Annotated in this window: 22 protein-coding genes and 1 pseudogene; 15 read left to right on the forward strand and 8 right to left on the reverse strand. The window is 60.8% G+C overall.

Annotation, left to right across the window (positions count from 1 at the left end):
• The first annotated feature begins 68 nt into the window (after positions 1 to 68).
• Positions 69 to 1,097: an L-threonine 3-dehydrogenase gene (gene tdh, locus KZJ38_RS24155; RefSeq protein ID WP_219802211.1), complete on the forward strand. Its 1,029-nt coding sequence runs from the start codon at positions 69 to 71 to the stop codon at positions 1,095 to 1,097.
• Positions 1,098 to 1,154: 57 nt separating this feature from the next.
• Here tdh and KZJ38_RS24160 read toward each other — a convergent pair whose 3' ends face one another.
• Positions 1,155 to 1,820 (reverse strand): YceI family protein, encoded by a 666-nt coding sequence (locus tag KZJ38_RS24160; RefSeq protein ID WP_219802212.1) that lies wholly within the window; start codon positions 1,818 to 1,820, stop codon positions 1,155 to 1,157.
• A gap of 188 nt (positions 1,821 to 2,008) precedes the next feature.
• Between KZJ38_RS24160 and KZJ38_RS24165 the strand changes: the two genes are divergently transcribed.
• From KZJ38_RS24165 to KZJ38_RS24175, 3 genes are all read left to right on the forward strand, one after another.
• Positions 2,009 to 2,770: a TetR/AcrR family transcriptional regulator gene (locus tag KZJ38_RS24165; RefSeq protein ID WP_219802213.1), complete on the forward strand. Its 762-nt coding sequence runs from the start codon at positions 2,009 to 2,011 to the stop codon at positions 2,768 to 2,770.
• Positions 2,771 to 2,788: 18 nt separating this feature from the next.
• Positions 2,789 to 3,265, forward strand: coding sequence for a nuclear transport factor 2 family protein (locus tag KZJ38_RS24170; protein WP_219802214.1), 477 nt, complete (start codon positions 2,789 to 2,791; stop codon positions 3,263 to 3,265).
• 224 nt (positions 3,266 to 3,489) lie between these two features.
• A complete protein-coding gene (locus KZJ38_RS24175; RefSeq protein ID WP_219802215.1) occupies positions 3,490 to 4,011 on the forward strand; it encodes a hypothetical protein in 522 nt (173 codons plus the stop codon).
• A 318-nt stretch (positions 4,012 to 4,329) separates the two neighbouring features.
• On the opposite strand, the gene KZJ38_RS24180 is transcribed toward KZJ38_RS24175, so the two are convergent.
• Both KZJ38_RS24180 and KZJ38_RS24185 read right to left on the reverse strand, forming a co-directional pair.
• Positions 4,330 to 5,331: a helix-turn-helix domain-containing protein gene (locus KZJ38_RS24180; RefSeq protein WP_219802216.1), complete on the reverse strand. Its 1,002-nt coding sequence runs from the start codon at positions 5,329 to 5,331 to the stop codon at positions 4,330 to 4,332.
• Between the two features lie 167 nt (positions 5,332 to 5,498).
• On the reverse strand, positions 5,499 to 6,053 hold the full coding sequence (locus KZJ38_RS24185; RefSeq protein ID WP_219802217.1) for a TetR/AcrR family transcriptional regulator: 555 nt from the start codon (positions 6,051 to 6,053) through the stop codon (positions 5,499 to 5,501).
• A 319-nt stretch (positions 6,054 to 6,372) separates the two neighbouring features.
• Between KZJ38_RS24185 and KZJ38_RS24190 the strand changes: the two genes are divergently transcribed.
• The 3 genes from KZJ38_RS24190 to KZJ38_RS24200 all read left to right on the forward strand — a co-directional run bounded on the left by KZJ38_RS24190 (position 6,373) and on the right by KZJ38_RS24200 (position 9,214).
• Positions 6,373 to 7,287, forward strand: coding sequence for an SDR family oxidoreductase (locus tag KZJ38_RS24190; RefSeq protein WP_246641977.1), 915 nt, complete (start codon positions 6,373 to 6,375; stop codon positions 7,285 to 7,287).
• Positions 7,288 to 7,584: 297 nt separating this feature from the next.
• Positions 7,585 to 8,421, forward strand: a complete 837-nt coding sequence (locus tag KZJ38_RS24195) for an alpha/beta fold hydrolase (protein WP_219802218.1) — start codon at positions 7,585 to 7,587, stop codon at positions 8,419 to 8,421.
• Between the two features lie 274 nt (positions 8,422 to 8,695).
• On the forward strand, positions 8,696 to 9,214 hold the full coding sequence (locus KZJ38_RS24200; RefSeq protein ID WP_219802219.1) for a DUF3291 domain-containing protein: 519 nt from the start codon (positions 8,696 to 8,698) through the stop codon (positions 9,212 to 9,214).
• A gap of 66 nt (positions 9,215 to 9,280) precedes the next feature.
• On the opposite strand, the pseudogene KZJ38_RS24205 reads toward KZJ38_RS24200, so the two are convergent.
• The 3 genes and pseudogenes from KZJ38_RS24205 to def form a co-directional block, all read right to left on the reverse strand.
• Positions 9,281 to 9,544: pseudogene (locus KZJ38_RS24205) on the reverse strand (DDE-type integrase/transposase/recombinase); the annotation flags it as partial.
• Between the two features lie 124 nt (positions 9,545 to 9,668).
• Positions 9,669 to 11,045 carry an aldehyde dehydrogenase family protein gene (locus KZJ38_RS24210; RefSeq protein ID WP_246641978.1) on the reverse strand — a complete coding sequence of 459 codons (1,377 nt, stop codon included), beginning with the start codon at positions 11,043 to 11,045 and terminating at the stop codon, positions 9,669 to 9,671.
• Positions 11,046 to 11,287: 242 nt separating this feature from the next.
• Positions 11,288 to 11,797: a peptide deformylase gene (def, locus tag KZJ38_RS24215; RefSeq protein ID WP_219802221.1), complete on the reverse strand. Its 510-nt coding sequence runs from the start codon at positions 11,795 to 11,797 to the stop codon at positions 11,288 to 11,290.
• Between the two features lie 428 nt (positions 11,798 to 12,225).
• Here def and KZJ38_RS24220 point away from each other — a divergent pair, with 428 nt between their 5' ends.
• The 5 genes from KZJ38_RS24220 (at position 12,226) to KZJ38_RS24240 (ending at position 19,692) form a co-directional block, all read left to right on the forward strand.
• The gene (locus KZJ38_RS24220; RefSeq protein ID WP_219802222.1) at positions 12,226 to 14,379 is read left to right on the forward strand and encodes an FUSC family protein; all 2,154 of its coding nucleotides are present in this window, start codon (positions 12,226 to 12,228) and stop codon (positions 14,377 to 14,379) included.
• Complete coding sequence (locus KZJ38_RS24225; protein ID WP_246641979.1) at positions 14,376 to 15,911, forward strand: efflux transporter outer membrane subunit; 1,536 nt, start codon at positions 14,376 to 14,378, stop codon at positions 15,909 to 15,911. Before KZJ38_RS24220 ends, KZJ38_RS24225 begins: the two co-directional genes overlap by 4 nt.
• Positions 15,901 to 16,101: a DUF1656 domain-containing protein gene (locus KZJ38_RS24230; RefSeq protein WP_219802223.1), complete on the forward strand. Its 201-nt coding sequence runs from the start codon at positions 15,901 to 15,903 to the stop codon at positions 16,099 to 16,101. Before KZJ38_RS24225 ends, KZJ38_RS24230 begins: the two co-directional genes overlap by 11 nt.
• Positions 16,101 to 17,084, forward strand: coding sequence for an HlyD family secretion protein (locus KZJ38_RS24235; protein WP_219802224.1), 984 nt, complete (start codon positions 16,101 to 16,103; stop codon positions 17,082 to 17,084). Before KZJ38_RS24230 ends, KZJ38_RS24235 begins: the two co-directional genes overlap by 1 nt.
• A 370-nt stretch (positions 17,085 to 17,454) precedes the next feature.
• Complete coding sequence (locus tag KZJ38_RS24240; protein ID WP_219802225.1) at positions 17,455 to 19,692, forward strand: TonB-dependent receptor; 2,238 nt, start codon at positions 17,455 to 17,457, stop codon at positions 19,690 to 19,692.
• Positions 19,693 to 19,842: 150 nt separating this feature from the next.
• Here the strand turns inward: KZJ38_RS24240 and KZJ38_RS24245 are convergent, their stop codons facing one another.
• Positions 19,843 to 21,567: a histidine phosphatase family protein gene (locus KZJ38_RS24245; RefSeq protein ID WP_281425859.1), complete on the reverse strand. Its 1,725-nt coding sequence runs from the start codon at positions 21,565 to 21,567 to the stop codon at positions 19,843 to 19,845.
• Positions 21,568 to 21,731: 164 nt separating this feature from the next.
• On the opposite strand from KZJ38_RS24245, the gene KZJ38_RS24250 reads away from it, so the two are divergent.
• The 3 genes from KZJ38_RS24250 to KZJ38_RS24260 all read left to right on the forward strand — a co-directional run bounded on the left by KZJ38_RS24250 (position 21,732) and on the right by KZJ38_RS24260 (position 25,637).
• Positions 21,732 to 22,304 carry a sigma-70 family RNA polymerase sigma factor gene (locus tag KZJ38_RS24250; protein ID WP_219802227.1) on the forward strand — a complete coding sequence of 191 codons (573 nt, stop codon included), beginning with the start codon at positions 21,732 to 21,734 and terminating at the stop codon, positions 22,302 to 22,304.
• Positions 22,301 to 22,942 carry a DUF1109 domain-containing protein gene (locus KZJ38_RS24255; protein ID WP_219802228.1) on the forward strand — a complete coding sequence of 214 codons (642 nt, stop codon included), beginning with the start codon at positions 22,301 to 22,303 and terminating at the stop codon, positions 22,940 to 22,942. The genes KZJ38_RS24250 and KZJ38_RS24255 overlap by 4 nt, the downstream gene beginning before the upstream one ends.
• A 412-nt stretch (positions 22,943 to 23,354) precedes the next feature.
• Positions 23,355 to 25,637 carry a TonB-dependent receptor gene (locus KZJ38_RS24260; protein WP_219802229.1) on the forward strand — a complete coding sequence of 761 codons (2,283 nt, stop codon included), beginning with the start codon at positions 23,355 to 23,357 and terminating at the stop codon, positions 25,635 to 25,637.
• A gap of 304 nt (positions 25,638 to 25,941) precedes the next feature.
• Here the strand turns inward: KZJ38_RS24260 and KZJ38_RS37210 are convergent, their stop codons facing one another.
• Positions 25,942 to 26,253, reverse strand: a complete 312-nt coding sequence (locus KZJ38_RS37210; protein ID WP_425518409.1) for a hypothetical protein — start codon at positions 26,251 to 26,253, stop codon at positions 25,942 to 25,944.
• Positions 26,254 to 26,354: the final 101 nt, after the last annotated feature.

Below are 26,354 nucleotides of genomic sequence, written 5' to 3' on the forward strand. Positions count from 1 at the left end.
TCGAAATCGAAGCGGGCGCTGCAGCTACTTCGCGTCACTGGAACACCCGAACACTCGCAGGCACCTCAATGAAAGCATTGGCAAAACTCGAACGCGCGCCGGGTCTCACGCTGACCCGCGTCAAGAAACCCGAAGTCGGCCATAACGATGTGATGATCCGCATCACGCGCACCGCGATTTGCGGCACCGATATCCATATCTGGAAGTGGGACGACTGGGCGCAAAGGACGATTCCGGTGCCGATGCACGTCGGCCACGAATACGTCGGCGAGATCGTTGAAATGGGCCAGGAAGTGCGGGGCTTCGCGATTGGCGACCGCGTGTCCGGCGAAGGTCATATTACCTGCGGCTTTTGCCGCAATTGTCGCGCGGGGCGCCGTCACTTGTGCCGCAATACGGTCGGCGTCGGCGTGAATCGCGAGGGCGCATTTGCCGAATATCTGGTGATTCCCGCGTTCAACGCGTTCAAGATTCCGCCCGAGATATCCGACGACCTCGCCGCGATCTTCGACCCGTTCGGCAATGCGACGCATACTGCGCTGTCGTTCAATCTCGTCGGCGAGGATGTGCTGATTACCGGCGCCGGGCCGATCGGCATCATGGCGGTCGCGATTGCGAAACACGTCGGCGCACGCAACGTCGTGATCACCGATGTCAACGATTATCGTCTCGAGCTGGCGCGCAAGATGGGCGCGACGCGCGCGGTCAATGTGTCGCGTGAGACGCTGCGCGATGTGATGGCGGACCTGCATATGACCGAGGGCTTCGATGTCGGCCTCGAAATGTCAGGCGTGCCGAGCGCGTTCACCAGCATGCTCGAGGCGATGAATCATGGAGGCAAGGTCGCGCTGCTCGGCATTCCGCCGGCGCAAACGTCGATCGACTGGAATCAGGTCATTTTTAAAGGGCTCGAGATCAAGGGCATTTATGGCCGCGAGATGTTCGAGACCTGGTACAAGATGGTCGCGATGCTGCAAAGCGGGCTCGATCTGTCGCCGATCCTCACCCATCGCTTTGCCGTTGATGATTACGAGCGGGCATTCGCGACCATGCTGTCCGGCGAAAGCGGCAAGGTGATTCTCGACTGGACCGTTTGATTTCGATAGACGGGACCGTGCGAATCCGCAAGGTCCTTCCAACCCGCGCGTATCGACCTAGCCCGCCGAGCCCGCCGGCGGCTTGTCGAATTCGGCCTGAATCCGCACGCGCACGTCATCGCCGACGGCCGGAAACCACGTCGACAAGCCGAACTTCGAGCGGCTAAAGCTGCCTTCCGCCGAAAAACCCATCGTATCGAGCTTGGTCAGCGGGTCAACGCCATAGCCGTTGAACTTCACATCGAGCGTGACCGGCTGCGTCGTGCCGCGAATCGTCAAATCGCCGGTCAGCTTGCCGGTCGTTTCACCCGTGCGCTCGAAACTCGTGCTGACAAAGCGGATGTCCGGATAGCGCGCGACGTCGAGCATCTCATCGCCCTTCACCATCTTGTCGAGCAGCGGTACATTCGTGTCGATGCTCGCGGCATCGATCGTAATGGCCGCCGAGCTGTTCGCCATGCCGCCTTGACGCCAGTCGAGCTGACCGGTGACGCGATCGAAGCGCATCACGAAGCGCGAATACTTGAAGTGATCGACGTCGAACGTGACGCTCCAATGACTCGGGTCGAGCTTGTAGGTGCCAGTCGGGACGCGCGACTCCGTGGTGCTGACCGTATGGGTGACCACCTCGAGCGGTGTGCACGCGTTTATCACGAACGTCGCAGCAGCGACGAGCAAAGACGCGCGCACGACGGCGGCTGCGCGGGCGGCGGATTTCTTCATGACTTTTGTCTCCCATCGATTCGACACGCATCCCGAACGATAGCGCACGGACAGCTTTTCGCAAGGTACTTACGCGAGCCATCGAAGCTGGCGCCCATTACCTTTAACTTCAGCCGCCAATCCAACAGGACACATCGTCCAAAAAAGAATGCTTGACGAGGTAGAATGACCGTTCTACCATTCGCCGCATGGCTACCTCGAACGAATCCTCGTCTGCTTCCGCGTCGGCTTCCAGTTCCGCGCGCGACCGGCTGCTCGAAGCGGCCGAAGCGTTGATTTACGCGGGCGGCATCCATGCAACCGGCGTCGACGCGATCGTCAAGCAGTCGGGCACCGCGCGCAAAAGCTTTTATACGTATTTCGAATCGAAGGACGCGCTCGTGGCGGCCGCACTCGAGCGGCGCGACGAGCGCTGGATGAAATGGTTTATCGAAGGCACGCTGCGCCACGGAAAACGGCCGCATGCGCGTCTGCTTGGCATGTTCGATGTACTGCGTGAATGGTTCGCTTCCGATGGTTTTCACGGCTGCGCGTTTCTGAACGCGGCCGGTGAAATTGCGTCGCCCGACGATCCGATTCGCGTCGTCGCGCGCGAGCACAAGGAGCGTCTGCTCGCGTTCGTGCGCACGCAATGCGATGAATTCGTTGCATCGATCGGCGTCGACGCGCGGCGCGCGGAAAGGCTTTCGCGTCAGCTGCTCGTGCTGCTCGACGGCGCGATCGGTGTTGCGCTTGTTAGCGGCGACCCGGACGCGGCGCTCGATGCGCGTAGCGCGGCCGAACATGTGCTCGCTGCTTATCACGCTCACAACAAGCCCCACACCCAGTCCCAAACCCAGTCCCAAACCCAGTCCCAAACCCAGTCCCAAACCCAGTCCCAAACCCAGCCTCACACCCGTCCGCGATCGGGCGGGCAGCCATCCACCGCAAGAGACCGTAACCAGACTTAGCGACCTTAGGAGGTCATCATGGCAGAGATCGAATCCCGTCCGCCCTTTCCGCCGTTCACACGCGAAACGGCCATCCAGAAAGTGCGCGGCGCCGAAGACGGATGGAACACGCGCGATCCCGAACGTGTATCGCTTGCCTATACGCCGCAAAGCGTGTGGCGCAATCGCGTCGAATTCGCGACGGGCCGTCCGGAAATCGTCGAATTGCTGCGCCGTAAATGGAAGCGCGAACTCGACTACCGGCTGATCAAGGAACTGTGGGCGTTCGGCGGCAACCGCATCGCGGTGCGTTTCGCATACGAGTTCCATGACGATTCGAACAACTGGTTCCGCGCATACGGCAACGAGAACTGGGAATTCGACGATAACGGCCTGATGGCGCATCGCCACGCCAGCATCAACGAAATGCCGATCCGCGAAACCGACCGCCTGTTCCGCTGGCCGCTTGGCCGTCGCCCCGACGATCATCCGGGCCTGTCCGATCTCGGCCTCTGATTAACGCCGGTCGAACCTTTACTACGCACCGCCAACGGTGAACGTTCCTGCCGGACGTTCACCGTTTTGTCATTCGTTTTCCGAATATCGTCCGCCGGAAAGTCGTCGATTGTGGGTTACAGTGAGCATTGCAGTACGCCGTATTTGCAGCGCGTATTAAAGACGCCAATCGATAAAGACCGCAGTTCTGACGAAACCGGCATCCGGCCGCCGGCGGAGACGACATGCGCTTACGGCAGAACAAGAACACCGGGAAAATTGTGTGCCGCGCAGCCGCGGCGCTCACGGTCGGGCTGGCGGCATCGTCTGCTTATGCGGAGTGGTGCGGCGGCGGCGTGTGGGTCGACGCCATGTTCGCGTCCTATCACGTCGATCCGGACCCCGACTCCCACCTCGAGCAATTCAATCCGGGCCTTGGCATTGAGTGCTGGCTCAACAACCAGTGGATACTGACGGCGGGCGGCTTTCGCAACTCGTTGCGCCGGCCCTCGTTCTACGGCGGCGGCGCATGGGCGCCCGAGTTTGCTCATTGGGGTTTCGTCAGGCTCGCCATCATGGGCGGCCTGATTTCCGGCTACAACTACAGCGACTGGGGCTTCGGACACAATCACTCGATCGGGCCGGTCGTCGCGCCGATCGTGATGACCGAATACAAGCGCGTCGGGATCAACTTTATCGTGATTCCGCCGATTCCTTCGGATGACTTGCCATTCACGATCGGGTTTCAGTTGCGGGTGAAGTTCTAGCCGGCCGTGTAATTTGGTAATAAAGCTGTGACTTGTTCAATTTGCCCGCTTTTTTGGTAAGAAAGATGCGACCTGCCTTGCTGGGCCCACCTCGATTTCCAAAAACCGTGTTTCTGAGAACCATGCAATTGCTCTGTCGTGCGAACGATAAGTTGTGACTTCCTTTGCAGGGCGGGCATTTCGGGCGTTTGGCTTTTCGACCTGCTGAAGTTTTCGACCAGTGTCACGAATTGTCGAATTGTCAAGGAGAGACCCGTGGCTCAAGTGGCTCACGGACAAGCAGATCCAGGCGGCAGCCATCGAGGACGGCGAGGCGGCTCACGATGGTCCCACGCCTGCCACAACATGTCTCAGTGTTTGTTGCGTCGTTGCGCTGCTCACCTCTTTATTTTCTGCGGCATACTCACGCGGTGTCATGCCGTAACGGGCTTTGAACGCACGGCTAAAGTGGGCATGGTTTGAAAAGCCGCATTGAAATATGATTCTTTTTATCGCACCATGCGACGTGTCGACAAGCAATCGCTGCGCTGCCCGCTCAAGACGCAACGACCACACATAGCTCATCACCGAAAGGCCATTGGCCCGCAATGCACGTTCGAGGCTGCTTCTCGACACATTCAGTTCGGCCGCGATCCGCTCGGCGTTCAGATCGGGGTCGCCTATACGTCGCGCGATCAATTGTTTCGCGAGCAACACGTTAGCCGCACCCGATGATCGCAATTTGGGATCGTCACGGTCATCGACAAGTACGTCCATCAGGTCGATGCACTGCTCCCCGAGCCGCGAGAGTATCGTCTCGCTTGCCCTGCCCGATAACGAGGCAAGATAGAGCACCAGTCCGCGTACCGCTTCGACGTCCGCCAAAGCGGGATTCGGGCGCACGAACATTGGCAATCTGTCGCGCAATCCTCGCTCGCGTAAGGAAGACTTTGGAATGCTTAGTACCGACATGTGCGTCGTTTCGCGAAACGACTCGGTGAACGCACGCTGCGGGTCGAGCACAGCAACGTCCCCCGGTCCAAACCTCGTCGTTTGTCCGCGTTGTTCGACGAAGAGCGCGCCACTTTTCACCACCTGCACGATCAGACGCTCCTCATTCCAGGCTGCGCTGGGATGGGGCGAACCCGGCGATACTGCAAACCATGCTGCCTGGACGCTCGAGACGAGGGCCTGACCCGCGCGTGCAATATTCAATGCCGACGGGCCGGAGTGCGAAGCATCGAGGCGGCACTTCCAGCCGTGAATCGCTAGCTCGTTGACCCATTCGTGATGATCTACCGGCATGCCATTCCACGTGTAAAACCTATGATCAGTTTTCATACGTTGCTTCCGGCGTCCGGTAATTCTGTTAAAAAATGAAAAATTCCGCGGGTGCCGGATTCGATGTCTTGTTCGGGCCGATGATGAACTACCTCGCGGTTGTCCACGTTTTTGTCCGTACCTCTTCTTTGTCAGGATTCCGTGCAAATCAACAGCCTGGCGAAACTCTACGATCCTGAACGCGCACGCTGCACCGGACGCGCGTTATCCAGGATCGTCAATGCCACGTCCTTTGCCAGCAGGAACGCTGACGTTTCTCCCGAAGCGTGCGATAGCGCTAATGCCCCCTGAAGGAGCAGATTGAGTTGCTTCGCAAGCCGCTGAGGCTTGGCAAATCCCGCCCGCTTGCACAGTTCGAGGAACTTCACTTCCCCGCGCGAACTCGCCGCTATGCCGAGCTCGACGATGCCGTCGTGCTTCCCGGCATATTCTTGTGCCGCCTTCATTCCGAGACAGCCGCGCGTAAGCATCCGGCCAGCAATCTTGCTGACATCGAAGAACTCAATGATCTGCTCGCGCGGGTCGCTGATATGCGCGACCGGATCGAAGAGTTCATGCACGACGCCTTTGCTGTAGAGCCGTAAGACGGCCTCGATCAGTTCTTCCTTCGACGAGAAATACTTGTAGAGCGTGCGCTTGGATATGCCGCTGCCGGCTAGGGCCGCTTCCATTCCCGTTGCGTGGAAGCCTGCTTCGTAGAAGCGATCGAACGCATATTTCACAATCTCGAGCTTCTTGCCTTCGACCTCCGTGCTCTGCTCCATCTCTCCATCCTTGTGAAGTCCACTCCGCTTTTATAACAACTTTCATTGACAAAGTAAACGACGCAGTTTACATATACGTCTTAGTAAACGATGTCGTTTACATGTGATGCCCGTCTCGAGACTGATGCGCGCTGGCCCATATCGTTCTTGCTCAACTTAGAGGATCAAATTCAATGGCCGACCTTTTCGCAAAATGTGCTTCACGCACATGGTGGCCTCGACAACAGGTGCCGTGCGCACGTGATCGACTTGCGTCTGAGGCTTCGCGGCGAGGCCCTTGCCTCAGCCCTCCGTCCTGCGCGAGCCGAATGGCCGGACGCCTCTCGGGGCGTCCTCGATTTTCAGACTCGATACTGAATCGATCGACCTTCCTTTGGGATTCGATCCCGAATGCTTGCCTTCCAGCCATAACACCTCGTCAATCGACGTCTCCCACCGGGCGATTTTCGACATTCAGGAGAAGAACATGACTCTTTCTAACAAAGTGGCGCTGGTAAGTGGCGCCAATCGCGGCATCGGTGCCGCCATCGTGAAAGAATTGCTGAACGCCGGTGTGGCGAAGGTCTATGCCACGGTGCGCGATCCGAAGACGTTGCCGTCCTTCGAAGACTTGCGGGTCGTCCCGCTGCAAATGGATATCACAAGCGACGCATCCGTCAACGAGGCTGCCGCAGCAGTGCAGGACCTCGACGTACTCGTCAACAACGCAGGCACAATGGCCTTCGGCAATTATCTCGGCAACAGCTGGGATAGCTTTGAAGGTGACATGCAGACAAACTACCTCGGAACCCTTCGCGTTCTGCGGGCGTTTACGCCGCAGCTCGTGGCCCGCAAGTCCGGCACCATCGCGAATTTGTGCAGCATCGTCGGCCTGTCAGCCGTGCCGCTAATAACCGGTTACTCGGCTTCCAAGGCGGCACTGCACTCCCTGACCCAGTCCTTGCGCGGAGCCTTGGAAAAAGACAACGTCACCGTCGTCGGCATCTACCCTGGACCGATCGACACGGTTCTGGCGAGAGATCTGCCTTATCCCGACAAGGCGACGCCCGAGTCTGCCGCTGTCCATATCGTGGAAGGCATTGCCGCAGGGCGCGCCTACATCTTCCCCGATCCGCTTGCGCAGCAAGTCGAGCATCTGTGGGCGACCGACAACCGAAAGCTGGAGTACATGTCGTTGCACCTCGGCGCCTGAATGCCGCCATTGCCTCGGCTGCCGGATCGATAAAGACATTCGCCGGTTGAGCCGGCGATTGTCGATTCGCCCCAGACGTCGTCATGAAGTCCGGTTCTCCACGCGACGACGGATGGTTCTGTTTAACCTTCGCAGGACAAGCCCTTCATGATTACGCGTCGTTCCTTTACCACGAGTCTTCTCGCTGGTGCCACAGCTCTCGCCGTATCCGCGACTTCGGCCGAAGCCCGGACCGTCAAGGCGGATGGAAAATCGTCCCTGGCTGGAAACCCGGCTTACCCGACCCGCTACCGTACAGTGGAAATCAACGGAGCTTCGATCTTTTATCGCGAAGCCGGCGCACCCGGCGCGCCGGTCGTGCTGTTGCTGCCTGGCTGGCCGTCGTCATCGGCGATGTTTCGCGATCTCATCCGCGAGCTGTCGGTGAACTACCATGTCTTCGCTCCGGACTATCCCGGCTTCGGCAACAGCGATGTCCCCGACCGCTCGCACACCCCGTACACGTTCGACGCGCTCGGAGAAGTCATCAGCAAGTTCATCGATAAGGTCGGCATTGGACAGTACGTCTTATACGCAACGGATTTCGGCGGTCTCGTCGGCTATCGCGTGATGATGAAAACGCCTCACCGAATGAAAGCCCTAATCGCGCAAAACAATCCGCTGTTCCTCGGCGCAAGCCCCTGGTTCGGGCCGCTCGTGCCGTACTGGAAGGACGGTACAGCGGACAGTCGGGAGAAGGTCCGGCAACACTATCTAACCCTCGACGTGATCCGCGATCTGTACGTCTCGGGTGTGCGCGATACGTCGCTGACCGATCCGAATCAGTGGCAAATCGACTTTTTCTCGTTGCAGCGCCCGGGTGCAGCGGATACTTCGCTCGATCTGCTCTACGACATCCGCACGAACGGCCCCGCACTCAAGAGTGCCCAGGACTACCTGCGCGCGCAAAAACCGCCGACGCTTGTCGTGAGCGGAAAAAACGACATTCTTTTCCCAGCCGATAGCCAGCAGCGATATCGCGAAGTCGTGCCGAATGCCGAGATCCATTTGACGGACAGCGGTCATTGCGCTCTCGCCGACAAGAGCGACGAGATCGCGGGACGGATTCACGACTTCCTCGGTCGAGTGCTGTAACCAAACCTGAGCAAAGCACATCGTAGACGGCTACTTCCTTGCCACACCTCACGCCAATGTGATCGCCGGAGGCGATGGTCAAGACCACGGCTCCGGGCATGGCAAGCGGCACTCTCAGCTCCTGCTCAATGGATTCGATATGACGATCGATTGATCCGACGCCGAATTCTGGTGGCCGGTGCCCTATCCCGGAATTGGGAATACGTGAGTGATTGGAGGCGTTATGCGTATATCAGTGCGCACATGCGCTACCGGGAAAGGGAGCATATGGATCATGACTCGCCTGGCGATCTACACATTTGGAATCTTGAGGAGCGACTGGGAGGCCGCCGAGACGGCCAGCTTTCAGTCGGCCACTCTCGAGGTGTTTGGCGAAGCGCGTGCGTCGGATGGCTATATCGATCATGCCGGTACCGCGAGACCGGACCTGAAGGGAAAACCCGCCCTAGGCCACGATTTCGGTGCTTGGGGCACCTACGTCTTGCCGCGGCTTTACGAGGGTAGCCTCGAACCGGACAAGCTAACGGCTATTGCTACCTTGTCTTTATGGCGCGACATCGACTCCGTCAGGAATTTTGTTTACCAGGGAGTCCATCATCGCGACGCTCTCAAACGGCGGTACGACTGGTTTGTAAAAGGCCGTTGGCCGGGTCTGGTCTTGTGGTGGATTGACGACGCGGAAACGCCGACCTGGGCGCAAGGGACGGCAAAACTCGAGCTGCTACATGACACGGGTGCGAGTCCCGCCGCATTTTCGTTCAACGAGCGCTTCGGTCCGCACGAACGTCGCTAAACGGAAGCCGACTGACCTGCCTGAGTTCTTCGGATCGTTTTAATCTTGGAGAACGGCCTCGATTGCTTCAAGGCTAAGACATTCATCCCGGAACTTGCCGTTAAAGCTCTCGTCCCCGCCGTTCTGCCACGGCTTGCCGGGATCGCTGAGCGGCATGTCCATGTTGTTGTGCGCAACCCACTTCAGGATAGCCCGCGACACAAACTCCGGACCGTTGTCAGAGCGCAGGTAGCGAGGCGCACCATGAACGCTGACCAGCTGGGACAGCACTTCAATCACGCGCCCCGAGCGAATCGATCCGGCCACGTCAATCGCCAGGCATTCACGCGTGCGCGCTACCAAGTCACAACTTTGTTTTTGCAAATCTTGGACGCTATCGCCGGAAACGGTTGTGCTGGTTGAAGGCCAAGTCAAAACTATTTGACCCGGCCACAGCCGTTCGAGATTCAAAACTTTAAAGCTTGAACACGATCATCTTTTCCGCCGTCATCTCACGCGCAGTGTACGGAATGCCACCGACACCATAGCCGGATTCGTGCCGGCCCGCGAACGGCATCCAGTCCGTGCGGAACGCCGTGTGGTCGTTGATCATCACGGCCGATGCGTCGAGTCCTTCGGCTGCTTCGAACGCGGAGGCGAGATCGCGCGTGAAAATGCTCGACTGGAACGCGACCGGCAGCGAATTGGCTTCAGCAATGGCTTCTTGCAGCGACTGGAATGGATAGACGCAGGTCAGCGGGCCAAAAACCTCGAGCGATGAGACTTTCGCCTCTTTCGGCGGATTCACGAGCACGGTCGGCTTCAGCGTCGTCGAATTGACGCGGCCGCCGCCGAGCTGCTTTGCACCTGCCGATACGGCTTCCTCGATCCAGCTTTCGACACGGTTCGACTCGGACGGCGTGATCAACGGCCCGACTTCGGTGTCGGGCAAAACGGGATCGCCGACGCGCAGCGCAGCCACGCGCGCCGCGAAGCGTTCGACGAATTCTTTCTGCAGGTCTGCATGCACATAGATGCGCTGAATCGACACGCACACCTGGCCCGCGTGGTAATAGCCGCCTTTGGCGATCGGTTCGATGATCCGGTCGAGGTCCGCGCTTTTATCGACGATCGCCGGCGCGACGCCGCCATGCTCGAGCGCACAGCGTGCGCCCGGCGCGAGCTTCGAGCGCAAGTGCCAGCCCACGCGCGCCGAGCCGATAAAGCTTAGAAACGCGACGCGCGAGTCAGTGACGAATGCTTCGGACAGTCCGCGATCTTCCGGCAGAAAAGTCTGCACCCACCCTTCGGGCATGCCGGCCTGATGAACGAGCTCGACCAGTTCGAAGCAGCTCAGCGGTGTCGCGGTCGCAGGCTTGACGATGACGGGACACCCGGTCGCAATAGCCGGTGCGACCTGATGCACGACCAGATTGAGCGGATGATTGAAAGCCGAAACCGCGGCGACGACGCCGATCGGTTCAGCGATCGTCCACGCGCGGCGATTATCGCTGGCGGGCGTCACGCCCATCGGAATCTCGCTGCCGGCGCGCGTGCGTAACAGCTCCGCTGCGTTGCGCACGCCGTCGATCGCACGATCCGTTTCGATCAGCGCGTCGGTATAGGGCTTGCCGCCTTCACGCGCGATGAGGCGGCCGAAGTGTTCGCGCTTCGCTTCCATCAGCGTCGCGAGCTTGCGCAGTATGTCGATTCGTTGGTGAGGCTTGAGCCACCCCTTTCGATCCTTGAACAGTTTCGATGCGGTGGCAAGCTTGCGCTCGAGCGCGGCCGAATCGTCGCCCGGAAGCTGCCTGATGGGCGCGCGGTCGAATGCCTGGACAACTTCGATCATGGCGATCTCCTTGGATCCGGATTCGGGGTGCTGCCACTCCATTCGTCACTCGTACTAGCTTAGGCGCTTCGTATCGACGCTGCAGACAGACGGGCAAAGCCGTTACGCAGCGGCGTCGTATTGCGGACGCATTGCTGCGATTTACACACTGCTGAGGCCAAATTTCGCAAAGGTGAGGATTTTCGGGAGTTGCGTGAAGTGAAGCGCGCCGCTTCACCCCGCCTCACCTTACTTTCAGCAACTCATTCCTTGATTTGCGCCGCTGCCCTATCCCAGGGTTCCGTCCGGTTTGCGACGTCGACATAGAGAATGCCGTTCAGATGATCGACCTCGTGCTGAATGATGCGCGCATGAAAGCCGTGCGCTTCGCCGCCGATGTCATTGCCGTCGACGTCGTACGCGACATAGGAAATGCGCGAGTGGCGCGTGACGTAACCGCGCTTGCCCGGCACGCTGAAGCAGCCTTCGACATCTTCCACTGCGCCATCGCCCGATGTGATCACCGGATTGATGAGCGCGGTCGGCGGCACCGGCGCCTCGCCCGGCGCGCGTTCGCCGCCCGGAAACTCGAGCACGACGATGCGTTGATCGACACCGATCTGCGGCGCGGCAAGACCGACGCCGCGGCCGCCGCGCATCGTATCGAACATGTCGGCGATGAGCGCGCGAAGTTCATCGGTGCCGAAGGCGGTGACCGGCGCGGCGATTCGCCGGAGCAACGGCGATTCAAAGGGAAGGAAGGTGCGTTCCATGATCAGAATCCGTGGTTTGAAAGTTGCATCGTGCACGCGCGACGCCGCGGCGGACTTCGCCCGCTGCCGAGGATGGACCTCACACGTAACGGCCGGTTCAATGCTTCGTGTACGTGCCGCAGGCATAACCCTACTGGTATTCGAAGGCGTGATGTCGAACGAGGCGCTTTGAACAAGGATTTTCGAACAACATTCCGAACAACGCCGTTGCTCCCGAAAACCCTCACCTTTGCGAGTGCTTGCGCCGAAGCGCGCCAGTGCACATACCAGCCAGCTTGCGAAACTTTCCGTGCGTAATTGACAGGCTCATTGTTTCGTTGGCGGTACGTTTTGCAGGCGATTGGATCGGATTCGATCGCGCCGCTTTCATCTGAGCGATCGACCGGCGCTGCGCGCGGCTCGTCATGGCATCGAGCGAGGTTGAGGGAATGGTCCTGCAAGATCTCCGCCGGGATTTCGCCGCTTACGGAAGCGACGAGTGGCCGCGCGTGCTTCATGCAACGAAAGCCGCGCTGGCCGCCGTGCTCTGTATGGTGATCTGCATGCGCATCGAGTTGCGCAGTCCCGGCACGGCGATGGTCTCCACGGTCATCGTGATGCTTCATCAGCAAAGCGGCATGGTGATTGCACGTGCGTTTTACCGGGCGCTCGGCATCTGCTTCGGCAGTCTTGCGGGGCTCACGCTGATGTGCATGTTCGCGCAGCAGCCGCCGCTTTTTCTCGCGGGACTCGCGCTGTGGATCGGGCTTTTCGTTGCCGGCGCATCGTACTTTCGCAACTTCCAGTCGTACGGCTTCGTGTTGTCCGGTTACGCGGCCAGCATCACGACCGTTGCCGAATGGTCGAATCCGTACGACGTCGCGACGAATGTGATCTACACCGTCAGCGAGGTCGTGATCGGCGTGGCGAGCGGGAGCCTCGTGAGCGCGTTGATCTTGCCGCAGCGCGTGACGCCCTCGGTCGATAACTGGCGGCACAGTGCGCTCGCGAAGCTGCTGCACGAGTTGCGCGGTTCGGCGACCGGGACCTCGGTGGCGGAACCGATCGGCCGCTATCTCGACCTCGTCAGGGAAAGCGTCAAGCTTGAGCAGTTGCGCACGGCCGCGGTCTTCGAAGACCCGGAGATGCGGCTGCGCATCGATGCGCTGGAGCGGCTCGAAACCGCGTTTCTCGACGCGATGACGCGCATTCATGCGATTTGCCGCGCGCGCCAGGGCGCGGCGCGCGCGGGGCCGTACTGCCGCGCATGGCTCGACGCGCAGTTCGCGACGCTGGCCCGCATCGTCTCGAGCGCGCAGCAGACCGATTTGCGTCACGAACATTCGCTCGATTCGTTGCGCGCGCAACTTCATGCGTTCGAATACGAACTGTCGACGTCGATCGCGACCGAGCGGGCGTCGTTGCCCTCCGCGCCTGCCGATGAAGCCGCCGCGCTCGCGATGGCCGGCGCCGAGGTCTACACGACGGTTGCATCGCTGCGAAGGTTTTGCACGGCGTCGAAAGCGGCAGACGTGACGCCGGGCAGACGTTTGACGCAATCCATCGTCAAGGCGGTTTCGTTTCTGCGCGTCGTCCAGCTGCGCGCGAGCCGCACGACCGCGATGATCGCCGGCGTCCGTGCGTGCTGTGCGCTCGGTTTCGTCGGTATGGCGTGGGTGATTTCGCAATGGACCAACGGCGTGACCGCGCTGATTTCCGCGGGTATTGCCAGCGGTTTGGCCTCGCTGAGTCCGACGCCGCTCAGTGCGAGCTGGCAAATGCTCGCCGGGTGTTTCTTCGCGACGATCGCCGGTTTCATCGTCAACTTCCTGCTGATGCCCGGTTTTTCGGAAGTGGAACTGCTGGTGATCTGCGTCGGCGCATTCGTGTTTATCGGCGGCTACATCATCACGTTTCCCCGCGTGACGTCGCTCGGCCTCGCATTCAATCTGTATTTCGCGCTGACGCTCAATCTGACGAATCCGGCCGTCTACAATCCGCCGGCCTATCTCGATCGCAGTTTCTCGCTGCTGTTCGGCATCGCCGTCGTGGTCGCGTCGTTCCTGCTGATTTTCCCGCACGAAGGCAGGTGGGTGGCGAGGCAACATACGCGCCATATTCGCGAACTGTTGCTGCATGCTGCGATCGGCACGATCGGTTGGGATGTGTCCGCGCAGATCGCCGCATCGATCCGCGATCTGATCGTGCGGCTCAACACGCTGCCGAATCTGTCGAGCGCCTATCGCGAAGCAGTGCGGAACTGGGCATTCGGCTCGTTCTGGATCGCGAACACGCTGCTGCAAGTGCGCCACTACAGCGTGATTTACGCGGATCTGATGCCATTGCACTGGCAGCAAACGGAACAGCAGTGGCTCGATGCGATGACGGCGGTCGCGCGGCATGACACGCACGCCGCGACTGAAGCGGCCGTGCTTGCGACGCAGCGGGCGATCGCCGTTCTCGAAGCGCCACGGGAGGAAGGAGCGCAGACAGTGAAGGGCGATCTCGCGTTGTTCAGGATTACTGCGGGTCTGTATTCGGCCAAGCTCGCGCTCAGTGAACACCTCGCGGATTGGCCCAAACGCGATCAGGCGATGCAATGAGCGCGCCGGCCATCCGTTCGTTGCATGAGATGCGGTACTTCGCGGCCGCTGCCCTCGCTCGCGCGTTCGCTGCTCCGGCTGTTGCCGCGTTTTGTCTCGCTGCTGTTTTATGCGGCTGCATCAATGGCCGCGGCATCAAGCCCGAAGCATCGTATATCGACACCGCCTCCGTCGATACCGGCGCCGCGGTACGCGACGCCGCACGCAGCGCCGGCTGGCCTACCGAAAAATGGTGGGCACAATGGGACGATCCGCAGCTCGATCAACTGGTGACGCGCGCGGCGGCCGGCAGTCCGACGCTGGCGATTGTGCAGTCGCGGCTGACTGCCGCGATCTGGCAAGCGAGTGCGCTGCGTGCGTATGAATTTCCCGAAGTGGACGGCCGCGCCGATTTCGCGCGCACGCGCTTTCCGCGCTATGGAGGCCCGTCGCCTCCCGGTGGCACGACTGTGTGGCGAAATTCCGCTGCGATCGATCTGTACTACGACCTCGACCTGTGGGGCAAGAATCGCGCGAGAGCATCGGGCGCCGAAGATATCGTCCACGCGTCGGCAGCCGATGCGCAATTCGCGCTGCTCGAGCTGCAGGTGGCCATCGTGCGCATCTATAACCAGCTGGCGGTGCAATACGCGCTGCTCGACGTCTATCAGACGATCAACGACGACGAGAAGCACAACTTCGATATCGCGACCGCGCGCCGGCAGGCCGGCATCGGCAGCAATGTCGAACTGAGTCAGGCGGCCACGCAATACAAGGCGGGCATCGCGGATATCGTCAGCACGCGCAATGCGATCGCGCTCGCGCGGCTGCAGATTGCGTACCTGGTCGGCGAAGGTCCGGGTTTCGGCGATTCGCTGACACGGCCCAAACCGCCGGGCGAGAAAAACGCGGAGTTGCCGACATCATTGCCCGCCGAACTGATCGGGCATCGACCGGACGTCGTCGCGAGCCGCTGGCGCGCGGAGGCCGCGGCCAGGGCGATCGACGTCGCGCACGCTGAGTTCTATCCGAACGTCGATCTCGTGGCGACGGCGTCGCTGCTGTCGACGGCGCAGTTCGGCGGGTTCTTCAACTTTGTGAACAGCGACGCAATCGGCCATAGCGTCGGCGTTGCGATTTCGCTACCGATTTTCGACGCAGGGCGCCGCCGCGGCAACTATGGTGTGGCGACAGCCGAATACGACGAGGCGGTCCTCAAGTACAACGACACGGTGCTGGCGGCGATGCAGAACGTCGCGCAGCAGGTGACGTCGCTGCAGTCGCTTGCGGTTCAGCAATCGACCGTCGAAGATGCGCTCGTTGCCGCGCAGCAGTCGTATCGCCTCGCGACACGCGGTTTTGCGAGCGGCATCACCGAGTATCTCGATGTGCTCGTCGCGCAGAAAGCGATGCTGCAACAGGAACGGGACCTCGTGCTCGTACAGGGCCGCCGCGTCGACGAATGGGCGCTGCTGGTGCGAGACCTGGGCGGCGGGATCGGGCCGATTGCCACGCCGGACAGTATCTCGTCAGGAGCGGACCATGCCCGTTGAAGTGAGCATCCTTGGCTTTTTCGCGCCGACCTTGCTGCCGCTACTCGTGGTCTGCGTGGCGTGCTTTATCGTGATCGATCTGGTGCTGGCCCGATTCGGTGTCTATCGCTTTGCATGGCATCCGGGTCTTTTGAGGGTGTCGCTTTTCGCCGTGCTGTTTTGCGGCGCCGCGCTGCTGATCCATCGTTAATGAACAGGCTGTCAATCATTCGAACCGGCGTCACGATCGTCGTGGTGATCGTTGCGGTATCGCTCGTCCATGCGATCTGGGACTGGTACATGTACGCGCCGTGGACGCGCGATGGCAGGCTGCGCGCCAACGTGATCCGGATTTCGACCGACGTGTCGGGCCTCGTGACCGAAGTGCGCGTCAAGGATAACGATCTTGTGCATAAAGGCGACATCCTGTTTGTTCTGGATCCCTATCGATTTCGCTATGCGATGGATCAGGCAGATGCGGATGTCGCGCGCGCCGACGCGCAGGTAAAGCAGGCCGACGCGCAACTGGCGGCAAGCAAGGCCGACTACAAGATGCAGCGCGATAAAGCGACGCGGCGCGAAAAGCTGGCCGGCGACGTGGTGTCGGAAGAAAACCGCTCGGACTACGCGTTGCAGGCTCAGCAGTCGTTCTCCGTGCTCGAAGCGGCGAATGCGGCCTATACGGCCGCGCGAGCGAGTCTGAAGGCGGCGCTGGTGCGCCAGGAGACCGCGCGCCTCGATATGGAGCGCAGCCAGGTCCGCGCGCCGACCGAAGGCTACATCACGAACCTCGATCTCTACCCCGGCGACTTCGCGCATGCGGGCGAAGCCAGATTGGCGCTCGTCGATTCGAATTCGTTCTGGGTCTACGGGTATTTCGAGGAAACCAAGGTTCAAGGCATTCGCGTCGGCGACCCAGCGACGATCCGCCTGCTCGGCGGCGACATCGATCTCGAAGGCCACGTCGACAGCATCGCGAGCGGCATCGTCGATCGCGACAATCCGACCGCGACCGGCAATCTGCTCGCGAACGTCGATCCGATCTTTACGTGGGTGCGGCTGGCGCAACGTGTACCGGTGCGCATCCATCTGGACCGCGTGCCGCCGGGCGTTCATCTTGCGATGGGCACGACCTGCACGGTCACGCTGAAGGTCGCATCGGCGGATCTCAAAAAGCGGCGCAAGCCTTCCTGAAACTGCTGATCGGCGCTTCGCGTCATGGGCCGGACCAGTTTTCGGCTAGGACTGACGGCGCATCATCCCACCTTCCACGTACGTCACCACCCCCGTCTCCGGGGGCGAATCTTTTCGCGCATAAACCGGCGCCGCCTTTGCGCTTCCATCCGCCACGCATCAAAAAGTGTTGCGTAAATGCTGAATGCATCTTCTCGATTGGCGCAAATCAAATAACAATCATTCTCATTTGCGTATAATTCGCATTTACCTGAATTTCAGCCGCCTTTCACGCTAAGAAAGCGCAGGGTCGAAAAAGAACACCCAACCCGGTCCAGCCACACGCCCGACCCGGCGCGGAACGCTCACCACCACGCTCTTTGTCCGATTCATGTCCGTTTCCCGTTTGACCACCGAACTGACCGCGCCCGCGAAAGCGGCCGTGCGCTCCGCCGCCATCGTCGCCGCCATTGCCGCGGCGTTCAGCTTGCCGCACGCAGCTCACGCGCAAGCGACCGACAACTCGTCGCCTGCTGCCGCAGGCACATCGCCCGCCGACACGAATGCGCCGTCCGCGGGAAGCACGCTGCCCGCGGTCCGCGTATCGGCGGAAAAAGAACCGCTGCCCGGCGACCTCGAGCCCACGTTCGGCGGCGGCCAGGTCGCGCGCGGCAGCGACTTCGGCATACTCGGTCAGCAGAAGAACATCGATGTGCCGTTCAGCATGACGACGTACACGGCGAAGCTGATCGAAGACCAGCAGGCACGCACGCTCGCCGACGTGCTCGCCAACGACCCATCGGTACGTACCGCTTACGGCTTCGGCAACTTTTCGCAGGTGTTCGTGATCCGCGGCTTCCAGCTGCACGGCGACGATGTGTCGTTGAACGGCCTCTACGGCATCACGCCGCGGCAACTGGTATCGACTGACGCACTCGAACGCGTCGACGTGCTCAAAGGCGCGAACTCGTTTCTGAACGGTGCCTCGCCGACTGGCACTGCAGTCGGCGGCGGCATCAATCTGCAACTGAAGCGCGCAGAGGACAAGCCGCTCACGCGCGTGACGTTCGAAGGCACGGGCTCGGGCGGACTGGGCGCGCACGTCGACGTCGGGCGCCGTTTCGGCAGCGAAGACCAGTTCGGCATTCGCGTGAATCAGGCCAATCGCGACGGCGAAACGAGCATCGACGGCGAGCATCGCCGCGAGAACACGACGGCCGTGTCGCTCGACTGGCGCGGCGAAAAGCTGCGCCTGTACGGCGATTTCCTCTATCAGCGTCAACGTGTGGACGATGGCCGCCCGACGGTCCTGGTGAGCGGCGATATCGTGCCGGGCGTGCCGTCCGCGACGCATAACTATGCGCAGACGTGGACCTTCAGTTCACTCGAAGACACAGTCGGCATCCTGCGCGCGGAATACGATTTCTTGCCGGGCTGGACCGCGTATGTGGCGGGCGGCGCGCGCCACACGAACGAGCAGGGTCAGTATTCGCAGCCCACCTTCAGCGACAGCGGCACGACCGCTTCGCGCCTCGGCGTTCCGCACAAGGAAGACGCCGATTCCGCGGAAGTCGGCGTGCGCGGCCACTTCAAAACCGGCCCCGTCACGCACTTCGTGACGGCAGGCGCGTCGATCGTGCGCGTCGATGCGAAGTCGGCGTTCACGTTCAGCGACTCGTTCGCGACGGACCTCTACAACACGCCCCAGGTGCCGTTCCCGCCGACGGTCGGTTCCGGCGGCAACCTGTCCGACCCGCAGACGACCGCGCTCACGCTGATGCGCAGCGTCGCGGTGTCCGACACGTTGGGCTTCCTGCACGACCGCGTGCTGTTCACGGTCGGTGTGCGTCATCAATCGCTGCATGCCGACAACTTCGATTACACGGGCGTGCAGACCGAGGCCTATAACGATTCGGTGACGTCGCCGCTATTCGGCCTCGTCGTCAAGCCATGGCAGAACGTCGCGTTCTTCGCGAACCATACTGAGGCGCTCGCGGCCGGTGCGCAGGCGCCGTCGACCGCGGCGAACTTCGGCGCAATGCTGCCGCCCGCGCGGTCGAAGCAATATGAAGTGGGGGTGAAGTACGACAACCAACAATACGGCGCGTCGCTTGCGGCATTCCAGATCGAAGAGCCGTTCACCTTCACGAATAGTTCGAACGTGTTCGTCGCCGACGGCAACGAGCGGCACCGCGGCATCGAGGCTGCGATTTACGGCCAGCCGTACAAAGGCGTGCGCCTGATCGCGGGCGCGACGTATATCCACGCGCAACAGCTGGACACGGGCAGCGGCGCAACCGACGGCAACCAGCCGATCGGCGTGCCGGTGTTTATCTTTAACATCGGTGGCGAATATGACGTGCCGGTGGTGCCGGGCCTGACGCTTTCCGCCCGCTGGATTCACACGGGTCCGCAGTATCTGAACGCAACGAATACGGCGGGCATTTCCGGGTGGAATCGCTTCGACGTCGGCGCGCGCTACGCGACGGCGATCTTCGGCAAGCCGACGACGTTCCGCGTGAGCGTCGAGAACGTCGCGAACAAGGCGTTCTGGGAATCGACAAGCGGCGGTTATCTGACGCAAGGCGCACCGCGCACCTTCCTGCTTTCGATGACAACGGACTTTTGAGGTACGTGATTTCGGGTCGCGCGCGACGCGTTGTTTCAACGCGTGCGCGCGACTTCACGAACTCGCGATTTTTGCGGGCTCGACTGGCCGAAAAACCTAAGGTGAGATTTTTCGGGATCTCTCGCGTACTCAAGCCGACCCGCTCGCACTTCAGCTTTCGAATTGGCTGTTCGAACCAACCGCGCTATCTCGCACCTGGTTGAAACTGCGGGCATGCGCAGGGCGACGTGGACGCGGACGCGACCTCCCGAGCATCGAATCCATCACGAGCTGAACGCGTGCGCGAAAGCGGGCGACGACGATGGCTTCATCGACGAATGCAAAGACGAAGAAGCCCAACATCGTTCCGGCGATAAGCGATGGATGCTCGTCGCGCATGCCAGGCATGAGCAGGCTGAACCACAGAAAGATGTTCGGCAGGGTCTGCAGAAGATGCAGGTCGCTTGCTATCGGCGGCGCAATCTCTTTCCCGCCGAACATCGGCTGTAGACGCACATACAGCGCACTTCCCGCGCGAATCAGGGCGAGCGTCAATAGTGGAATCAGCAAGGAGGCATAGACGCCCGGTTCACCGGAGCGCAAATCGCTTGCGAGCGACGAACTCGCCGTGCTTGCGGTGCCGAGAAACGCCAACGGAACAGTCGCAAGCGAACCGAGCCAGCTCCAGTTGGTAGTGATGCGGCCTGCCGTAATCGCATTGCGAATGCGCCACTTCTGCGCGAGCGCGATCGGCACGGCAATCGCGACAACAAGAATGATGAAAAAGCGTTTCAAGCCATCAGGATCAGTCGCGACGCCAGGCGCGACATACGACGCAGCGAGCAAGGCCAGCGGAAACAGCACTGAAAGCAGCAATGTATTGCGTGCCGCGAAGAAATAGTCCCCGCCACGCGAGAGAGAAAACGTCGGAACCGACAGCGCGGGCGGCATCAGCAATAGCAGACCGATCGGACGAGCCCACGCCTCGCTGACCAGGAAAAGCAGCCACCCACCGATCGCAACACGCACCAGGCTCAGCGTCACGAGCGACGCCCTGTGCGATTCGCGGCGCGGATCCAGCGCGCTTGCGTCGATTCTCAGCGCAAGGAAGAACGCGTTGACGGCCAGCAACAGAAGAACCATGACGTTCGTCAATGCCGCGGACGGAGTCATATCCAGCAGCGCGAGCGCGAAGCCGGCGAGTGCTCCTCCGAGCGCCCAGTGCGGCAGATAGATCTCAACGTGGTCGGCGATACGGTTCAGTGCCGACGAACTGCTTGAAGTCAGTGTTCTCAGATCGTCCCACGATAGCGGACGGGAGTTCGGCAATTTGAAGTCGAGATATTCGGACGGCGATCGCCCGGACGCGATAAGCGCAAACACCTCGACAATGTACTTGTGCGCGACCACGAGTATCCGCTTGCCTGCCTGCTCGAGGGGCGCCAGAACCTCGTCGTAGTACTTCCTGCAGCGCGCATACATATCCATCCAGCTTTCTCCGCCAGGCGGCGTGCCGGCTGGATCGTGGATGAAGTGATCGAAGCGTTCGTAGCCGAGCGACTTCTTGAGCAGCGTCTTGTTCTCACCGGCAAAGATGCCGAAATCCCGCTCGATCAGCGCGTCGGTGAATACTATCCGGGCGTGTCTGGCGAGATCGTCGCCAAGTACGATCTGCGCAGTCTCCCGCGCCCGCCCGAGCGTGGATATGTGCACCTCATCGAAATCGAGGTCGAGCTTGCGGATGCCTGCTGCTGCCTCGCGCGCCTGCCTGCGTCCAAGACGTGTCAGCGGGGAATCCAATGTGCCTGCAAAGTAGTTTTGCTCGTTAGCGAGTGATTCACCGTGGCGAATGAAATATAACAATTTGTGATCCTTATAAATGAAGGTCGAACGCATGCCGATGGTGAGTTCGACGGAATTCGCAGGCGGGTTACAGCAAGGGGAAATTTTTTGCGTCCGTCAGATTGAGTTGCAGTCCGAAATTGCGCGATAGACCTTATCGATCCGACCGTACAATGTGCGCCGGCTCAAATTCGGGCCTGGTGTAACCAGAACGACCGATGGATCGAACTCACGGTGACGGCGTATTGCAGAGAACGGAGGCACGCCTCCAGGCACTGTTTCTCAGAGGGCTCGACGGTGACGAAAGCGCGTACCGCCGTTTTCTGTCGGATCTGGGTGGGCTCTTGCGTGGCTTCTTGAAACGACGCTTGAGCAGCCGGCCGAGCGACGTTGAAGATCTGGTGCAGGAGGTGTTGCTGGCGGTCCATAACGGACGCGCAACATACCGCTCATCGGAACCGCTGACCGCCTGGGTGCATGCAATCGCGCGCTACAAGCTGGTCGATTATTTACGTGCTCGCATGCGCGTCGAGGCCTTGAACGATCCGCTCGACGACTCGATGGAACTGTTTGCCGCGCCGGAACTTGAACCGGCGCAAGCGAAGCGCGATTTGCGCAAGCTGCTCGAGCACTTGCCCGATCATCAGCGATTGCCGATCGTGCACGTCAAACTGGAAGGCTTGTCCGTGTCTGAGACTGCGCGGATGACAGGCCTATCCGAGTCGGCTGTCAAGGTAGGCGTACATCGTGGACTAAAAGCATTGGCAGCCAGGATTCGAGGAGTGCAATGAAAACGGATGAGCTCATTTCGATGCTCGCCACCGGCGTCGCGCCGGTGGATCGGCATGTCGTCGCGAGGCGGTTTTGCATCAGCGTGCTACTCGGTGCGGCCGGAGCCGTTCTGATCGTGTCGATGGTCCTGGGTGTTCGTGCGGATCTGGCTGAAGTCGCGGCCACGCCAATCTTTTGGGCAAAGGTCGCGCTGCCGCTTGTCGTGACGATTGGCGCGCTAGTCGCATCGACGCGGCTCGCCCGACCCGGTGCAATGCCTGGTAGCGGCTGGTTGTGGATCAGTGCGCCAGTGGCGGCGGTCTGGCTCGCCACGCTGTATCTGTTGATCAACGCGCCGGCCGGTACGCGGCTTTCGATGGTGCTGGGTCAATCGTGGCGCGTTTGCCCATTCAATATTGCGATGCTGTCGATACCGTCATTCGTCGCGGTGTTCTGGGCACTCCGAGGGCTTGCGCCGACCCGTTCAGCCCTGACGGGCGCAGTGGGCGGATTGCTCGCCGGCTCGACGGCGGCGCTTGCATATTGTTTGCATTGCCCGGAGATGAGCATTCCATTCTGGAGCCTCTGGTATTTGGCTGGCATGCTGGTGCCTTCGGCGGTCGGCGCGGCGCTCGGACCGCGCCTGCTTCGCTGGTGAACAAACGCGCTAGCTCAAGGCATTCGTTCTCCATTCGCGAATTCACATTCACCTATCGCATCTCTCGCCGCGCTGATTTGCAGCGCTTCGCAGCGAATCTTGCAATCCGTAAGTATTTTAGACACACACGTCAAAAATATTTTGAGACGCTCCGGAATAAACCTCGCACAGATTCCGTTCACCCCACGACGCGCGCGTTTCGCGCGCCGTCGCCGTCTTAGCGTTTCGCCAATGTAGCGGACGCATTCGAGGAAGGTCCCCACTTTCGTGCTTTTTTCGGCCACGTGCCTAGCCGCGTGTGGCTGCTGCATGCCCTTCGCGCGCATTGCATGTGTTGCCGACATCCGGCTGTCATGCGACGCACGTAGCGAAGCGGCACATCACTGAAGTGCGTTTGTAAGGGGATCGATTCATGAATATCAGAAAGGCGAGCCGACAGGCTCGCGAGGTGGCGCGCACGGCTCATGCGCGTTGGCGCAAGGGCGCCGATGTTCGGCTTGCCGCGCTATGCATGGGCATTGCGGTCGCGCAATCCGGTTGGGCGCAATCGCAGGAACAACCCCAACCGTCGACGACGCCCTCCGCCACGCTGCCCGATGCCACCTTGCCCGCGATTCATGTGCAAGGCGTCGCGCCGACCGGCTACGGCCCGCTGGTCGAAACCGATCGTGTCAACGATCCGCGGCAGCGCATCGACGCGAGCAAAACCGGCACGAGGCTCGAAGATATGCCGGCAAGCGTTCAGGTCATTCCGCGCCAACTCGTCAACGAGCAGGGCGGCACAATGCTGCGCGACGCGATTACCAACGCAAGCGGCGTCAATTATGGCGGACAGGATTCGAAGGGCTACTACGATCACTTCCTGATTCGCGGCCTCAACGCACAGGTTTACGAAGACGGCTTTTCCGACGGCGACGAACTGAGCGGCATCTCACACTCGCTGAACGGTGTGAAGCAGGTCGAGGTGATCGAAGGTCCGGGCTCGGCGCTTTTCGGCAGCGGGCCGCCGGGCGGCACGCTCAATATCGTGCATTACACGCCATCGCCCGATCTTCACTATGGCGCGAGCGTGCAGACCGGTTCGTACGGAACCCTGACGAATACCGATTACATCACCGGGCCGACCGGCATTTCCGGCCTGAATTACCGCGTCGACGCCACGTTCTCGCGCACCGACGGCTTTCGCGACCTCGCGAGCCGTGACTATGAAGTCAGGCCCGATCTGCAATGGCAACTGGGCAAGCACACGCTCGAATTCTCGCTCGACCTGCGCGATATTCATGAGACGCCCGATTCGTACGGGATTATCTATTTCCACGGTTCGCCGCTCTCGAGCGTCTCGCGCGACGCGAAATTCTCGACGCCGTTCGCGACCGCGCGGCAAACCTATGTGCGCCCGGCGCTGACCGACAAGTGGGAGGTGAACGACTTCCTGACGATCAACAACCGCTTCTCGTATCTGCACCGCTCGCTCGATGTGTTGACGAACGGCGACAGCACGAGCACGAAGATCAGCAACGGCGAGGTAGTCGGCCGTCAATTGCGGCAACAGGACGACAGCGACAACAGCTTCGACTATCAGCTCGAACCGGTGTGGAAGTTCGGCACCGGCAGCGTCGGCCACACGCTGCTGACCGGCTTCGAGTATCAGCATCAGGTGATCGATACCGAACGCACGACTGCGGATTTGCCGAACATTCCGGACGCGTTCAACCCGATTCCGCCCGAAACGAGCGCCGACCAGCTCGCGTTCCTGTGCGACGCAAAGCATTCGTGCGATAACGATCATCTGGCCGCGAACTACTACAGCGTCTACGCGACCGACCAGATCGACGTGACCGACAAGTTCAAGGTGCGCGCCGGTGTGCGCAAGGACTGGTGGGATACGTCGCTGACACCGAACATCACGGTGCCGGGGCGCTTCGGTACGAACGGCCAGCCGCTGCTTGCCGGCGTAACGGACTCGCGCAACGATGCGCCGGTCAGCTGGAATATCGGTGCGCTGTACAAGCTGCTGCCATGGATGACACCGTACTTCGGCATTTCGAAGAGCCACTTCGCCAACTTCAACTCGGAGAATACGCAGAACGGCATCGGCGCACCCGAATCGGCGCTGCAGTACGAGGTCGGCGTGAAGTTTTCGATGCTCAACGAGCGCCTCATCCTCAATACCGCGTTATTCGATGTGAAGCGCGACAACGTCGCGGCGCTGACGACGATCAACGGCATCGAGTCGGTTGTGTTCGACAGTCAGAAAACGCGCGGTGCCGAAGCGTCGATCGACGCGGCGCTGACGAGCCATTGGCATGTCGTCGCGAACTTCACGGCGCAAGACCCGGAAATCACCGATAACCCGCAGGGCATTTCGTCGGTCGGCAATCGTCCACAAGGCGCGCCTGCTTATATCGGCAATCTTTGGACGACCTACGATTTTTCGATCGCGGGCGTGCCGGGTTTCCATGTCGGCGCAGGCGTGAACTACGTTGCGAAGACGTATAGCGACATCACCAACGCCAACTCGATTCCGTCGTATGTGATCACGAACGCAGCGGTCGGCTACGAGGCGCCGCGTTGGGGGATCGACCTGAATGTGCACAACCTGTTCGACCGGCGCTACTACGTCGCGGCGAACGCGGCAGGTGCGTTTGTCGGCGAGTCGTTGAGCGCGTTCGTCAACGTGCACGCGAACTTCTGATACGGTAAGGCTGGCGCTCGTCGCCATGGCGAGCGTCGGCCACGTCGATGGCGTGAGTGTTCCGCCACCTGTTTCGCCCACCATTCGTCTTCGGAATAGTCGACGGGCAGAGAGTGTTCTGGTGACAAGCCGGATGTCGCGATTCGCCGCGACCCGCAACCGGAGACCCTCCTACATGATCGACATTGAAACAGAAGCGCTCAATGTATTGCGAAAGTGGTTTGCGGCCGGCTGGGCTCCGGTGTTTGCCCGCTATGGCATCGAGCCGGATTTCAACGCACCGCTCGAAGCGCTCCGCGAGTCGCTAGTCGAGCCGCTGCAGCTGCATGCTCCACTGGCGACACTTCACCGCGACGATCCGCTCGTCCGCGATCTGGCGCTCGATGCGCACGCCGCGCTTTGCCCGAACGACCCGGCGAAAAGCATCGTCTATCACGTTTGGGCCGGCCCACATCGCACGCACGGTCTTGCGCGTCCGTCGCTCCGGGAGCTCGATGTCCTCGAAAACTACCTTTATCTGCTGGGCCGGCACGAACCGCTGCCCGATGAACCGCTCGCGCCGATAGTGCTCGCGTACGCTTACCGCGAGCGTGGGGCGACCGCGCATCGTCTGCATGCGGACATGGTGTATTCGCGCGTTGCGATTACGCGGGTAGGCACGCGCGAGGCGCGTTTCATTCCCGAAGACCAGGCCTGGGAAGCGTGGGCCGGCGACGG

It is taken from the genome of Paraburkholderia edwinii (assembly GCF_019428685.1).
GTDB classification, from domain to species: Bacteria; Pseudomonadota; Gammaproteobacteria; order Burkholderiales; family Burkholderiaceae; genus Paraburkholderia; species Paraburkholderia edwinii.

What these genes read in the sequence shown, in the direction of transcription:
- tdh (WP_219802211.1), top strand. Translation starts at nt 69, where the DNA reads ATGAAAGCATTGGCAAAACTCGAACGCGCGCCGGGTCTCACGCTGACC.
- KZJ38_RS24160 (WP_219802212.1), bottom strand. Translation starts at nt 1,820, where the DNA reads ATGAAGAAATCCGCCGCCCGCGCAGCCGCCGTCGTGCGCGCGTCTTTG.
- KZJ38_RS24165 (WP_219802213.1), top strand. Translation starts at nt 2,009, where the DNA reads ATGGCTACCTCGAACGAATCCTCGTCTGCTTCCGCGTCGGCTTCCAGT.
- KZJ38_RS24170 (WP_219802214.1), top strand. Translation starts at nt 2,789, where the DNA reads ATGGCAGAGATCGAATCCCGTCCGCCCTTTCCGCCGTTCACACGCGAA.
- KZJ38_RS24175 (WP_219802215.1), top strand. Translation starts at nt 3,490, where the DNA reads ATGCGCTTACGGCAGAACAAGAACACCGGGAAAATTGTGTGCCGCGCA.
- KZJ38_RS24180 (WP_219802216.1), bottom strand. Translation starts at nt 5,331, where the DNA reads ATGAAAACTGATCATAGGTTTTACACGTGGAATGGCATGCCGGTAGAT.
- KZJ38_RS24200 (WP_219802219.1), top strand. Translation starts at nt 8,696, where the DNA reads ATGACTCGCCTGGCGATCTACACATTTGGAATCTTGAGGAGCGACTGG.
- KZJ38_RS24210 (WP_246641978.1), bottom strand. Translation starts at nt 11,045, where the DNA reads ATGATCGAAGTTGTCCAGGCATTCGACCGCGCGCCCATCAGGCAGCTT.
- def (WP_219802221.1), bottom strand. Translation starts at nt 11,797, where the DNA reads ATGGAACGCACCTTCCTTCCCTTTGAATCGCCGTTGCTCCGGCGAATC.
- KZJ38_RS24220 (WP_219802222.1), top strand. Translation starts at nt 12,226, where the DNA reads ATGGTCCTGCAAGATCTCCGCCGGGATTTCGCCGCTTACGGAAGCGAC.
- KZJ38_RS24225 (WP_246641979.1), top strand. Translation starts at nt 14,376, where the DNA reads ATGAGCGCGCCGGCCATCCGTTCGTTGCATGAGATGCGGTACTTCGCG.
- KZJ38_RS24230 (WP_219802223.1), top strand. Translation starts at nt 15,901, where the DNA reads ATGCCCGTTGAAGTGAGCATCCTTGGCTTTTTCGCGCCGACCTTGCTG.
- KZJ38_RS24235 (WP_219802224.1), top strand. Translation starts at nt 16,101, where the DNA reads ATGAACAGGCTGTCAATCATTCGAACCGGCGTCACGATCGTCGTGGTG.
- KZJ38_RS24240 (WP_219802225.1), top strand. Translation starts at nt 17,455, where the DNA reads ATGTCCGTTTCCCGTTTGACCACCGAACTGACCGCGCCCGCGAAAGCG.
- KZJ38_RS24245 (WP_281425859.1), bottom strand. Translation starts at nt 21,567, where the DNA reads ATGCGTTCGACCTTCATTTATAAGGATCACAAATTGTTATATTTCATT.
- KZJ38_RS24250 (WP_219802227.1), top strand. Translation starts at nt 21,732, where the DNA reads ATGGATCGAACTCACGGTGACGGCGTATTGCAGAGAACGGAGGCACGC.
- KZJ38_RS24255 (WP_219802228.1), top strand. Translation starts at nt 22,301, where the DNA reads ATGAAAACGGATGAGCTCATTTCGATGCTCGCCACCGGCGTCGCGCCG.
- KZJ38_RS24260 (WP_219802229.1), top strand. Translation starts at nt 23,355, where the DNA reads ATGAATATCAGAAAGGCGAGCCGACAGGCTCGCGAGGTGGCGCGCACG.
- KZJ38_RS37210 (WP_425518409.1), bottom strand. Translation starts at nt 26,253, where the DNA reads ATGCAGACGATGCGCGGTCGCCCCACGCTCGCGGTAAGCGTACGCGAG.